The organism is Kitasatospora sp. NPDC051164 (genome assembly GCF_044455625.1).
GTDB lineage: Bacteria > Actinomycetota > Actinomycetes > Streptomycetales > Streptomycetaceae > Kitasatospora.
Genome location: NZ_JBITFB010000003.1, coordinates 107,982 through 120,263 on the forward strand (window position 1 = coordinate 107,982; position 12,282 = coordinate 120,263).

Annotated in this window: 10 protein-coding genes and 1 pseudogene; 8 read left to right on the forward strand and 3 right to left on the reverse strand. The window is 72.5% G+C overall.

Going from position 1 to position 12,282, the window contains the following annotated elements; translation table 11 throughout:
• Nucleotides 1-130: 130 nt before the first annotated feature.
• Entirely contained in the window at nucleotides 131-1,759 is a 1,629-nt protein-coding gene (locus ACIBEC_RS05475) for a M4 family metallopeptidase (RefSeq protein WP_360498677.1), read from the forward strand.
• A 166-nt stretch (nucleotides 1,760-1,925) separates the two neighbouring features.
• Here ACIBEC_RS05475 and ACIBEC_RS05480 read toward each other — a convergent pair whose 3' ends face one another.
• The gene (locus ACIBEC_RS05480; RefSeq protein ID WP_360498675.1) at nucleotides 1,926-2,237 is read right to left on the reverse strand and encodes a DUF3817 domain-containing protein; all 312 of its coding nucleotides are present in this window, start codon (nucleotides 2,235-2,237) and stop codon (nucleotides 1,926-1,928) included.
• Nucleotides 2,238-2,550: 313 nt separating this feature from the next.
• Between ACIBEC_RS05480 and ACIBEC_RS05485 the strand changes: the two genes are divergently transcribed.
• The 5 genes from ACIBEC_RS05485 (at nucleotide 2,551) to ACIBEC_RS05505 (ending at nucleotide 6,357) form a co-directional block, all read left to right on the forward strand.
• The gene (locus tag ACIBEC_RS05485) at nucleotides 2,551-3,348 is read left to right on the forward strand and encodes a DUF2127 domain-containing protein (protein ID WP_360498673.1); all 798 of its coding nucleotides are present in this window, start codon (nucleotides 2,551-2,553) and stop codon (nucleotides 3,346-3,348) included.
• A gap of 109 nt (nucleotides 3,349-3,457) precedes the next feature.
• A complete protein-coding gene (locus tag ACIBEC_RS05490; protein ID WP_360498671.1) occupies nucleotides 3,458-4,096 on the forward strand; it encodes an AIM24 family protein in 639 nt (212 codons plus the stop codon).
• On the forward strand, nucleotides 4,096-4,746 hold the full coding sequence (locus ACIBEC_RS05495; protein WP_360498669.1) for an AIM24 family protein: 651 nt from the start codon (nucleotides 4,096-4,098) through the stop codon (nucleotides 4,744-4,746). Before ACIBEC_RS05490 ends, ACIBEC_RS05495 begins: the two co-directional genes overlap by 1 nt.
• Nucleotides 4,747-4,991: 245 nt before the next feature.
• On the forward strand, nucleotides 4,992-5,801 hold the full coding sequence (locus ACIBEC_RS05500; RefSeq protein WP_360498813.1) for an AIM24 family protein: 810 nt from the start codon (nucleotides 4,992-4,994) through the stop codon (nucleotides 5,799-5,801).
• Between the two features lie 40 nt (nucleotides 5,802-5,841).
• Nucleotides 5,842-6,357 (forward strand): MarR family transcriptional regulator, encoded by a 516-nt coding sequence (locus ACIBEC_RS05505; protein ID WP_360498667.1) that lies wholly within the window; start codon nucleotides 5,842-5,844, stop codon nucleotides 6,355-6,357.
• Nucleotides 6,358-6,425: 68 nt separating this feature from the next.
• Here ACIBEC_RS05505 and meaB read toward each other — a convergent pair whose 3' ends face one another.
• A complete protein-coding gene (gene meaB / locus ACIBEC_RS05510) occupies nucleotides 6,426-7,382 on the reverse strand; it encodes a methylmalonyl Co-A mutase-associated GTPase MeaB (RefSeq protein ID WP_360498665.1) in 957 nt (318 codons plus the stop codon).
• An 85-nt stretch (nucleotides 7,383-7,467) separates the two neighbouring features.
• Nucleotides 7,468-8,661, reverse strand: coding sequence for an acetyl-CoA C-acetyltransferase (locus ACIBEC_RS05515; protein WP_360498663.1), 1,194 nt, complete (start codon nucleotides 8,659-8,661; stop codon nucleotides 7,468-7,470).
• Between the two features lie 245 nt (nucleotides 8,662-8,906).
• On the opposite strand from ACIBEC_RS05515, the gene mce reads away from it, so the two are divergent.
• A complete protein-coding gene (mce, locus tag ACIBEC_RS05520) occupies nucleotides 8,907-9,374 on the forward strand; it encodes a methylmalonyl-CoA epimerase (RefSeq protein ID WP_360498661.1) in 468 nt (155 codons plus the stop codon).
• A gap of 510 nt (nucleotides 9,375-9,884) precedes the next feature.
• Nucleotides 9,885-12,282 (forward strand): annotated as a pseudogene (locus ACIBEC_RS05525) (hypothetical protein); the annotation flags it as partial.

Below are 12,282 nucleotides of genomic sequence, written 5' to 3' on the forward strand. Positions count from 1 at the left end.
CCGGCGGAGCGTCAGGAACCGCACGGGACCGGCACGTCCGCGCCCTACCGCCCCACGGCGCCAACCCCGGCGCCCCGGTACGCGGCGCACCCGCACGCACCCGCGGGTCTCGTGGAAGGAACCCCCGTACGTGAAGCGAAAGCTGACTGTCGGAGCCGTACTCTCCGCCACCGCCCTGCTGGCCGGCGTCGTCCAGATCGCCGCCGTCCCCACCGCCCAGGCCGCCGCCCCCGCACCGGAGCAGCAGCAGTCCGCGCTGCTCGCGCTGGCCGCCGGCCAGAGCGCCCCGGTCGCCCAGGCCCTCGCCCTCGGCGGCCAGGAGAAGCTGGTCCCCAAGGACGTGGTGGTGGACCGGGACGGCACCCGCCACCTTCGGTACGAGCGGACCTACGCCGGCCTGCCGGTGATCGGCGGCGACCTGGTCGTCCACCAGAAGGCCGACGGCTCGGTGGGCTCGGTCGACCGCGCCTTCGCCGGCCGGCTGTCCGTGCCCGACCTGACCCCGGGCCTCGCTGCGGGCCAGGCCGCCGAGCGGGCCACCGCCGCGGTGCGCGCGACGGTCGGCACCGCCGCCGACGAGGACGAGGCCGCGCTCACCCGGGTCGACGGCGCCGACGCGACCGAGCTGGTCGTCTGGGCCACCGACGGCGCCCCGCGCCTGGCCCACCGCACGACGGTCACGGGCGAGCGGGCGGACGGCACCCCGAGCCGCCAGGAGGTCGTCACCGACGCCGCCACCGGCCAGGTGCTCTCCAGCCAGGAGCACGTGCAGACCGCGACCGGCACCGGCAAGGGCGTCAACGTCGGCACCGTCACGCTGACCACCACCCAGAGCGGCTCGAACTACCAGCTCAAGGACGCCACCCGGGGCAACCAGTCCACCACCGACCTCAAGGGCGGCACCTCGGGCAGCGGCACGCTGTTCACCAACACCACGAACTCCTGGGGCAACGGCTCGCCGTCCAACCGCGAATCCGCCGCCGTGGACGCCCAGTTCGGCGCCGCGGCCACCTGGGACTTCTACAAGAACACCTTCGGCCGCAGCGGCATCAAGAACAACGGCGTCGGCGCCGCCAGCCGGGTCCACTACAGCACCAACTACGTCAACGCGTTCTGGGACGACTCCTGCTTCTGCATGACGTACGGCGACGGCTCCGGCAACACCCACCCGCTGACCGCCATCGACGTCTCCGGCCACGAGATGAGCCACGGCGTCACCTCCGCCACCGCCGGCCTGAACTACTCGGGCGAGTCCGGCGGCCTCAACGAGGCCACCTCGGACATCTTCGGCACCATGGTCGAGTGGTCGGCCAACCTGCCCTCCGACCCGCCGGACTACCTGATCGGCGAGAAGCTCAACATCAACGGCAACGGCACCCCGCTGCGCTACATGGACAAGCCGTCCAAGGACGGCGCCTCGGCCGACTACTGGTCCTCCACCGTCGGCAACAAGGACGTCCACTACTCCTCAGGCGTCGCCAACCACTTCTTCTACCTGCTCTCAGAGGGCAGCGGCGCCAAGGTGATCAACGGGGTCAGCTACAACAGCCCGACCTCCAACGGCTCGACGGTGACCGGCATCGGCCGGACCAAGGCGGCGGCCATCTGGTACCGCGCCCTGACCGTCTACATGACCTCCACCACCAACTACAAGGCCGCCCGCACGGCGACGCTGAAGGCCGCCACCGACCTGTACGGCGCGACCAGCACCGAGTACAAGGCGGTCGCGGCAGCCTGGAGCGGCGTGAACGTCAACTAGCCGCCCCCGGCGCGAGCCACCCCCGGTAAGAAACGGCGACAGGCTGCCGCGGCCCTTTGGGAGAGGAGGCCGTGGCAGCCTGTCGACCGTCCGCGCCCCGGATCACGACTGCGGATCGCGACTGCGGATCACGGCTGCGGCTCAGGGCTGCGACTCAAGGCTGGGCTCAGGCGGTGGCGGGCTTCAGCTCTCCGCGCTCCTCGCGGCCGAGCATCCGCTCGGCGAAGAAGCCGCCGGTGGGCAGCACCGAGAGGACGAACAGCAGGATGCCGCGCTTGGCGTCCCACTTCTGCGTCTGCCAGGCCTGGATCCAGAAGATCGCGTACAGGATGAACAGGATCCCGTGGACCATGCCCATCACCGGGACGGCGTCGAAGGAGGTCGTCCGCTTCAGCACCGAGCAGATCAGCAGCAGGATGAACGAGACCCCTTCGGGGCCGGAGACCAGGCGCAGGCGGTGGACGGCGCTGCTGTTCACGTGGGATACCTCAATACGGGGGTCGGAGGCGTGGGCGCGCTTGTGAAGCGACTCACAAGCCTTCCGGTCATTATCACCGAGCACATGTCCGAGTCCCCGGCCGGGGGCGAACTCCGTGCCCGATCTCACAGCCCCGCCCACGCCGCCGCCACCGCACCCGCCCCCACCGGCGCCGCGGCCCCGCCGCGTTGTCACAGCTGTGTGCCGGAACACGACCGAGCGCGACCGCCCGTCACCGGGAACCCCTATCCTGCTGCCCGCGCGCCCACCGATCCGGGCGCCGGAAGCATCACGCCACGGGGGTAGTCACCACATGTTCAAGCGCGACTGGGACCGCCGGACCTGCGCCAAGCGCGGCCACGTCACCTACGCACCCACCGAGCCCGAGCTGGCCTCCCGGCTGCACGCCGCCACCGCCCTCGGCGACGCCTGGCGCTGCCTGCGCTGCGGCGACTTCGCACTGGGCGCCCCGCACGGCTCCGGCCCCGCCGGGAACGCGCCGCTGGTGCCGCGCGGCAAGGCGCTGCGGGACCTCTTCATCCTGCGCTTCCTCGCCATCGAGCGGGTGCTGCGCGGGCTGCTGATCATCGTGATCGCCTGGGCCGTGTGGAAGTTCTCCAACAGCCAGGACGCGGTGCACCGGGTCTTCGACCAGAACCTGACGGTCTTCAGGCCGGTCACCGACCACTTCCACTGGGACCTCGAGCACGCCCCGATCGTCGAGACGATCCGCAAGACCTTCGACTTCAAGAAGAGCACCCTGCTGATCGTCGCGGGCGCGCTGCTGGCGTACGCCCTGATCGAGATCGTCGAGGCGGTCGGCCTCTGGCTGAACAAGCGCTGGGCCGAGTACCTGACGGTGGTCGCCACCGCGGCCTTCCTGCCGCTGGAGGGCTACGAGCTGAGCCACCACGTCAGCGCGGTGAAGATCTGCACCCTGCTGCTGAACATCGCGGCGGTCCTCTGGATCATGCTCTCCAAGCGCCTGTTCGGGCTGCGCGGCGGCGTGGTGGCCTTCGAGGCGGAGCGCCACTCGGCCTCGCTGCTGGAGGTCGAGCAGTCGGCCGGCACGATCCCGCGCGCCGGGCACGGGGCGCACGCGCGGAGCTGACCGGCACGGGGCGCACGCCCGGCGCTGACCGGGCCCGTTTGTCGCAGCCCCGTACCGGTTTGGCCCCGAACCCTCCCCGGGCCACGGCCGCAGCGGCTAGATTGCGGCCGTGGCACAGTTCAGACTCCAGGGATCGCGAGTGCTCGCCGTCGACTTGGGCGGCGACGCCGTCAAGGCCAGACACGGCTCGATGGTCGCCTACACCGGGCAGATGACCTTCAAGAAGCTGACCGGCGGTGGGGACGGCCTGCGCGGCATGGTCGCGCGCCGGCTGACCGGCGAGAAGATGACCGTCATGGAGGTGAAGGGCCAGGGCACCTGCTACTTCGCCGACAAGGCCACCGAGATCAACCTGGTCAGGCTGAACGGCGAAGCGCTGTACGTCGAGGCGGACAACCTGCTCTGCACCGAGTCCACGCTGCACACCGGCACCAGCTTCACCGGCCTGAACGGCATGTCCTCCGGCAACGGCCTCTTCACCACCAAGGTGGAGGGCCACGGCTGGGCCGCCCTCACCTCCAACGGGCCCGCCATCATCCTGCGGGTCGACAAGAGCATGCCGCTGCGCGTGGACCCGGGCGCGTACGTGGCGCACACCGGCAACCTGCACCGCAGCCTGAAATCGGGCGCGGGCTGGACCACGGTGATCGGCGAGGGCGGCGGCGAGGCCGTCCAGGTCGAGTTCACCGGCGACGGCCTGGTGTACGTCCAGCCCTCCGAGAAGATCACCATCGGTGGTGACGTCTGATGGGCTTCACGAAGATCAACGGCAAGATGATCGAGGCCCAGGTGGTGCCCGGGCAGCGGCTGTTCAGCCAGCGCGGCGCGATGCTCGCGTACAGCGGCGACGTCCGCTTCACGCCGAACATCACCGGCGGGCAGGGCGGCGTGATGTCGATGATCGGCCGCCGGGTGGCCAACGAGGACACCCCGCTGATGAGCGTCGAGGGCCAGGGCCGGGTGATGTTCGGCCACGGCGGCCACCACGTCCACGTGATCGACCTGTTCGGCGACACCTTGTACGTCGAGGCGGACCGGCTGCTCGCCTTCGAGGGCACGCTGCGGCAGTCCACCATGTTCATGGGCGCGCAGGGCGGCGTGATGGGCATGGTCCGCGGCCAGGTCACCGGGCAGGGCCTGTTCACCACCAAGCTGGAGGGCAACGGCTCCGTCGCGGTGATGGCCCACGGCGGCGTCTTCGAGCTGCCGATCGTCCCCGGCCAGTCGGTGCACGTAGACCCGCAGGCGTACGTGGCGCACCGCGGCGACGTGCGCAACAAGCTGTCCACCGCGCTCGGCTGGCGCGACATGATCGGCCGCGGTTCGGGCGAGGCGTTCCAGCTGGAGCTGTCCGGGCAGGGCGCGGTGTACGTCCAGGCGAGCGAGGAGAAGCTCTGATGTCCTACCCGCCGCAGCCCCCGTACGGGTCGTCGCCGCACGACCAGCCCACCCAGCCCGGCTTCGTCATGCCGCCGCCTCCCCCGCCGAACCACGGCCCGCAGCAGGGCTACCCGGCGCCGGGCGGCCACCCGCAGCAGGGCGGGTACCCGACGCCCCCGCCCCCGCCCGGGCAGCCGAACCAGCCCCCGCAGCCACCCCAACAGCCTTACGCCCAAGAGCAGTTCGGCGGCCCGATCGCCCCGCTGCCGACCACCCAGGGCGGCGCCGGCCCGGTGGTGCACGACGTTTACAGCCTGCCGGTCAACGACAACGTCAACCCGTACGCCTTCTCGGTTGAGCTGAACGGGTCCTACTTCCTGCAGAAGGGCAAGATGATCGCCTACTACGGCGACATCACCTTCAAGGGCGTCGGCGCCGGAATGGTCGACCGGATGCTCGGGCAGCACTTCAACTCGCCGATGCACGCGTCGGACTGGGTGGTCGCCGAGGGCCGCGGCAAGCTGCTGCTGGCCGACCGGGCGTTCGACCTCAATTCGTACGACCTGGAGGACGGCAACCTGACCGTCCGCTCCGGCAACCTGCTCGCCTTCGACCCGACGCTGCGGCTCAAGCAGTCGATCATCCCGGGCTTCCTGACCCTGCTCGGCACCGGCCGCTTCGTCGCCGCCTCCAACGGGCCGGTGCACTTCGTCGAGCCGCCGATCCGGGTGGACCCGCAGGCCCTGGTCGGCTGGGCGGACTGCCCGGCGCCGTGCCACCACTACGACCACGACTACATGCACGGACTGATCGGCGGCATCCGGCGGCTGACCGGCATCGGCGGCGCCTCCGGCGAGGAGCACCAGTTCGAGTTCATCGGCGCCGGGCAGGTACTGCTGCAGTCCAGCGAGAAACTGATGGCGGATCGGGCGGTCGGCCACGTCGGCGCCGAGGCGGGCGTCCCGGTCGGCGGGGTGCCGTCCCAGCCGGGCACGGCCGGCCACGGCGGCGGCAACCCCAACATGCCGGGTCTGGGTAACCTGGGCGACCTCGGTCGGCGTTTCGGCCTGTAAACTTGTACAAGATTGAACTAAATCGGCTATGCTGGATCCCATGGATACGCACACAATCGACACTGCGGACAACCCTCCGTCGCAGCCCGAGGAGGAGACTCCCTGGCTGACCGCCAGGGAGCAGCGGATGTGGCGCGCCCATCTGGAGGTCGCCAAGCTGCTCGACTACCAGCTCAGCCGCGAACTCCAGCCCCACAACCTGGCGATCAACGACTACGAGATCCTGGTCGTGCTCTCCGAGGCCCCCGACCGCCGCATGCGGATGACCGACCTCGCGACCGCCACACTGCAGTCGAAGAGCCGCCTCTCCCACCAGATCACCCGCATGGAGAACGCCGGCCTGGTCCTCCGCCAGGAGTGCCCCGGCGACCGCCGCGGCCTCTACGCCCACCTCACCGAGCAGGGCTGGGAAACCATGCAGCGCGTCGCCCCGGACCACGTACGCAGCGTCCGGGCCCACTTCATCGACCGCTTCACCCCGGACCAGCTGGACGCCATGTTCGCGGCCCTCGCCCCCATCGCCGAACACCTCCGCGGCCTCCGCGGCCGCCCGTAGGCACCACAGCCGCCCCGCCGGACCCGTCCGGCGGGGCGGCGACGTGAAACCGCGGCGAAAGGACCGACTCAGCTCGTGGTCAGGCCCGCGACGAGTTCGTCGGCTGCACCGTACGGGTCCAGTTCGCCGTTGGCGACGCGTTCGGCCAGGGCGGCCAGGTGTCGGTCTCCGCGCAGGTCGCCGATGCGGGCCCGCAGTTCGGCCAGGGCGATGGCCTCGATCTCCTCGGCGGCCCGGCGGCGGCGCCGGACCGCGAGTTCGCCGTGTTCCTCGAGCCAGGCGCGGTGCTTCTCGAGCGCCTCGACCACCTCGTCCACGCCCTCGCCGCGGGCGGCGACGGTCTTCACGATCGGCGGGCGCCAGTCGCCCGCCTCGCGGGCCTCGCCGAGGCCCAGCATGTGGTTGAGTTCCCGGGCGGTGGCGTCGGCGCCGTCCCGGTCGGCCTTGTTGACGACGAAGACGTCGCCGATCTCCAGGATCCCGGCCTTGGCGGCCTGGATGCCGTCGCCCATTCCGGGGGCGAGGAGCACCACGGTGGTGTCGGCTTGGGCGGCGATCTCGACCTCGGACTGCCCGACCCCGACGGTCTCGACGAGGATGACCTCGCAGCCGGCCGCGTCGAGTACTCGCAGCGCCTGCGGGGCCGTCCAGGAGAGCCCGCCGAGGTGGCCGCGGGTGGCCATCGAGCGGATGAACACCTCAGGGTCGGTGGCGTGGTCCTGCATCCGGACCCGGTCGCCCAGGAGCGCGCCGCCGGAGAACGGCGAGGACGGGTCGACGGCCAGGACGCCGACCCGCTTGCCGAGCCGTCGGTAGGCGGAGACCAGCGCCGAGGTGGAGGTGGACTTGCCGACTCCCGGCGAGCCGGTCAGGCCGATGGTGTACGCCTGGCCGGTGTACGGCGCGAGCGCGGCCATGGCCTCCCGCAGCTGCGGGGCGGCGTTCTCGACCAGCGTGATCAGCCGGGCGACGGCCCGCGGCCGGCCCTGCCGGGCCTGCTCGACCAGCGTGGCGACATCGATCATCAGGAGCTCCTAGCGCGGATGCGGATGCCGAAGGGGCTGCGGACCGCTTGTGGCGGTCCGCAGCCCCGAAGTTCAGATCAGCTGATCAGGCCTTCGGGACGCGCACGATGAGCGCGTCGCCCTGACCGCCGCCGCCGCACAGCGCGGCCGCGCCGACCCCGCCGCCGCGGCGCTGCAGCTCCAGCGCCAGGCTGAGCACCACGCGGGCGCCGGACATGCCGATCGGGTGGCCGAGCGCGATGGCACCACCGTTGACGTTGACGATGTCCGAGGAGACGCCCAGGTCCTTGGTCGACTGGTACGCGACGGCCGCGAACGCCTCGTTGATCTCGATCAGGTCGAGGTCGGCGACCTTCAGGCCCTCCTTGGCCAGCGCGTGCTTGATCGCGTTGGACGGCTGCGACTGCAGCGAGTTGTCCGGGCCGGCCACGTTGCCGTGCGCGCCGATCTCGGCAATCCAGGTCAGGCCCAGCTCCTCGGCCTTGGCCTTGCTCATCACGACCACCGCGGCGGCGCCGTCGGAGATCTGCGAGGAGGTGCCGGCGGTGATCGTGCCGTCCTTGGTGAAGGCCGGGCGCAGCTTGGCCAGGCCCTCGACGGTGGTGTCCGCGCGGATGCCCTCGTCCTGGCTGAACAGGACCGGCTCGCCCTTGCGCTGCGGGATGGCGACCGGGGCGATCTCGGCGTCGAAGACGCCGTCGGCCTGCGCCTTGGCGGCCCGCTGGTGGGAAGCGGCCGCGATCTGGTCCTGCACGTCGCGCGGGATGCCCAGGCGGGTGTTGTGCTTCTCGGTGGACTCGCCCATCGGGATGTTCTCGTAGGCGTCGGTGAGGCCGTCGTACGCCATGGCGTCCAGCATCTCGATCGCGCCGTACTTGAAGCCCTCGCGGGACTTGGGCAGCAGGTGCGGGGCGTTGGTCATCGACTCCTGGCCGCCGGCCACGACGATGTCGAACTCGCCGGCGCGGATCAGCTGGTCGGCCAGCGCGATGGCGTCCAGGCCGGAGAGGCAGACCTTGTTGATGGTCAGGGCGGGCACGTTCATCGGGATGCCGGCCTTGACGGCGGCCTGGCGGGCCGGGATCTGGCCCGCGCCGGCCTGCAGCACCTGGCCCATGATCACGTACTGGACCTGGTCCCCCGTGATGCCGGACCGTTCCAGGGCGGCCTTGATGGCGACGCCGCCGAGCTCGGCGCCGGAGAAGCCCTTGAGGGATCCGAGCAGGCGCCCCATCGGGGTCCGTGCACCGGCAACGATCACAGAGGTGGTGTTGGTCATGGGACGGGCCCCTTCGCACGTCGTGGCCAGGTGAGGATGCGCTCAATGTACTGACCTGTTACCCGCCCGTCACCGGAGCGACGGTGTGATCGAGCGCACTGGCACCCTCCAGTCAACACCGTGCCGATGCGGTCCGGGTGAACCCCGCAGCGTGTGAGCAGGCTCGCACGTCCGGCACTGGCGTCCGCCGCGGGCCATGCGCTGCACTTGGTGCCACCCTTGTCCCCAACCACCCGGAGGTTGCCGTGCTGACCCGAATCGACCACATCGGCATCGCCTGCCGAGACCTCGACAAGACGGTCGAGTTCTACCGCGCCACCTACGGCTTCGAGGTCTTCCACTCCGAGGTCAACGAGGAGCAGGGCGTCCGCGAGGCCATGCTCAGGATCAACGGGACCGACGACGGCGGCGCCTCCTACCTCCAGCTGCTGGAGCCCACCCGGCCCGACTCCACCGTCGCCAAGTGGCTGGAGAAGAACGGCGAGGGCGTGCACCACATCGCCTTCGGCACCGCCGACGTGGACGGCGACGCCGAGGCCATCCGCGGCAAGGGCGTCCGGGTCCTCTACGACGAGCCGCGGATCGGCTCGATGGGCTCGCGGATCACCTTCCTGCACCCGAAGGACTGCGGCGGCGTGCTGACCGAGCTGGTCACGTCCGCGCAGAACGCCCACAGCGCCCAGGGCGCCGAGAGCGCCGACGAGGAGCACTGATCGTCCACCGGAGTGCCCCCAGGGTGTCGCGCGCCCGGGCGGCATCCGACGGCCTCACGGTCATGACCCGTCAGTAACCTGGCCGGAACAGCCGGAAAACCCCCATGCGGCCATTCCCCCGCCGTGCGCGCCCACTACAATGCCCAGGTGCGCGACGACTCCGGGGGACGGAGGCGACGGGCACGGCCGAAGACAGGCCCGTTCGCCCTCCAGCGGTCGGCCCGTCGCAAGGGGAGTCCATTACGCGGGCACGGCTGAACAGTCGCAAGACGGATCTGTCACCATTCTCCACAAGGCAAGAGTTCGCCCAGGAGTCCACTCGGACGGGGGAACGCGGCACCGCCGCGCTTCCGCGCCCCGGACTCCGACGACCGCGGCGGGCGGCCCCGGATTGGCGAGGGGTCGTCCACCTGCCGCGGATGCAAGGACCAGTCGGACCGGCACCCCGGAAACGGGCGCCCCGGACCGGCCGGGTCGAGGACGCGACCAGGAGATGGATGGGACCGCGGAGTGCGGGGCAACGACCGCTACGAGGCTGACGATCACCTCTCCCAGTTCGAGGCCGAGATGGGTCGGACTCGGAAGGAGCGGGACAAGGCAGCCGAGCATGCCGAAGACCTCGCCTACCAGGTGGAGGTGCTCCGGGCGAAGCTGCACGAGTCCCGTCGCATGCTCGCCCAGCCGCGCGCCTTCGACGCCGTCTCCGGCCAGGCCGAGCAGATGCTCCGCACCGCCGAGATGCAGGCCCAGCAGCTGCGCGCCGACGCCGAGCGTCAGCTGCGCGACTCCCAGGCCGCGACCCAGCGGATCATGGCCGAGGCCGCCGAGCGCACCGCCCGTCTGGAGGCCGAGCTCACCGCCCGCCGCCGCCAGCTGGAGGACGAGCTCGCCGAGCTGCGCCGCGCCGCCGAGCAGCACGTCAACGGCTGGGCCGAGCAGACCCGGGCCGGCTCCGAGCAGGAGGCCCAGCGCCTCCTCCAGGAGGCCCGCGTCGAGGCCGAGCGGATGGTCGCCGCCGCCCGCGCGGAGGCCGTCGCCCTGTCCGACCAGGCCCGCGCCCAGACCGCCGCCGACGTGGACGCCGCCCGCGGCGAGGCCCACGCCGCCGCCGAGGCCGCCCTCCAGCGGGCCCAGACCGACGCCGAACGCCTGCTGCGTGCCGCCTCCGAGCAGGCCCAGCAGGCCGGCGCCCAGGCCGCCGCGGACGTGGACGCCGCCCGCGGCCAGGCCCAGCAGGAGCTGGCCGCCGCCCATGCCGCGGCCGAGCAGCAGCTGGCCGTCGCACAGGGCGAGATCGGCCGGCTCAAGGAGCAGGCCGCCGCCGAACAGGCCCGGGCCGAGCAGCAGCTCGGCGCCGCCAAGGCCGAGATAGAGCGGCTGCGCGCCGAGGCGATCGCCGAGGCGGAGCGCACCCGCCACGAGGCCGCCGCGCTGCGCGCCCAGGCCGAGCAGGCCGCCGAGCAGCTCCAGGCCGACGCCGAGGCCGCCGCCGTCCGCAAGGTCGCCGACGGTGAGGCCGCCAACGAGCAGCGCTCGCAGACCGCCCGGGCCGAGGTGGCCCGGATGGTGGCCCAGGCCACGAAGGAAGCCGACGCGATCCGCGCCGAGGCCGAGACCGTACGGACCACGGCCGCCACCCGGCAGGCCGAGGCCGACGCCGCCAAGGCCGCCGCCTCCGAGGAGAGCGAGCGGCTGCGGGCCACCGCCGAGTCGGTCGCCGCCGAGCTGCGCGCCGAGGCCGAGGCCGCGATCGCCGAAATGCGCGCCCGGGCCGAGCGGGACGTGGCCGACCTGCGGGCGCAGGCCGAGTCCGAGGCCCAGCGTCTGCGCAGCGAGGCCGAGGAGGAGGGCCGGGCGGCCGGCGCCAAGGACGCCACCGTCCACCTCGCCAAGGCCGCCAAGACCGCCGAGGAGGTGCTCGGCCGGGCCAACCACGACGCCGAGACCGCCCGGAGCGAGGCCGCCACCGAGGCCGAGCGGATCCGCACCGAGGCCGCCGCCGAGGCGCAGCGCCTGCGCGAGCAGGCCCAGAACGCCGTCGAGCAGGCCCAGAACGCCGCCCTGGACGACGCCGCCGCGATCCGCGAGCGGATCGAGCAGATGCAGGACGAGGCGGCCCGGCTGCGCGCCGAGGCCGAGGAGCTGCGCGCCCAGGCCGCCGCCGAGGCGGACCGGGTCCGCAGCGAGGCCCGCCGGCAGGCGGTGCTGCAGATCGAGGAGTCGGCGAAGAACGCCGAGGAGCTGCTCACCAGGGCCAAGGCCGACGCGGACGAGCTGCGCGCGGGCGCGGCGGGCGAGATCGAGCGGCTGCGCGAGCAGGCCCAGGAGCAGGCTGCCGAGACCCAGGGCCGGGCCGAGCAGACCCTGGCCCGGGCCCGCGCCGAGGCCGGGAAGATCACCGCCACCGCCGAGCAGCAGGGTCAGGACGCACTCTCCGCCGCCAAGGCCGCGGCCGCCGAGAACCGCACCGCCGCCGAGCGCGAGACCGCCGAACTCCGGCGCGAGGCAAGCGAGTTCGACCAGCGGGTACGGGCCGAGGCGAACGCCGCCGCGGAGGCCGTGACCTCCGAGGCGCAGGCCGAGGCGAACGCGGCGCGGGACGCCGCGGTGGCCGACGCCGAGCGGGTGCGCACCGAGGCCGACACCGAGGCCGCCCGCACCCGGGCCGAGGCCGAGGCCGCCGCGAACGCGCTGCGCGAGGAGAGCCGCCGCGAGCACGAGGAGGCGGCCACCGGGCTGCGCCGCGAGCGCGAGGAGACCGCCGACCAGCTGGCCGCCGCCAAGACCGCCCGCACGCAGGCCGAGCAGGCCGCCGCCGAGGTCCGCGAGGTCGCCGACGCCCACGCCGCGCAGGTGCGGGCGGAGGCCGAGCAGGCCGCCGGCGAACTGCGCGCCCTCGCCCGGCACG

Coding starts and splice junctions, on each gene's coding strand:
- ACIBEC_RS05505 (WP_360498667.1), top strand. CDS start 5,842: ATGGATACGCACACAATCGACACTGCGGACAACCCTCCGTCGCAGCCC.
- meaB (WP_360498665.1), bottom strand. CDS start 7,382: ATGATCGATGTCGCCACGCTGGTCGAGCAGGCCCGGCAGGGCCGGCCG.
- ACIBEC_RS05485 (WP_360498673.1), top strand. CDS start 2,551: ATGTTCAAGCGCGACTGGGACCGCCGGACCTGCGCCAAGCGCGGCCAC.
- ACIBEC_RS05515 (WP_360498663.1), bottom strand. CDS start 8,661: ATGACCAACACCACCTCTGTGATCGTTGCCGGTGCACGGACCCCGATG.
- ACIBEC_RS05495 (WP_360498669.1), top strand. CDS start 4,096: ATGGGCTTCACGAAGATCAACGGCAAGATGATCGAGGCCCAGGTGGTG.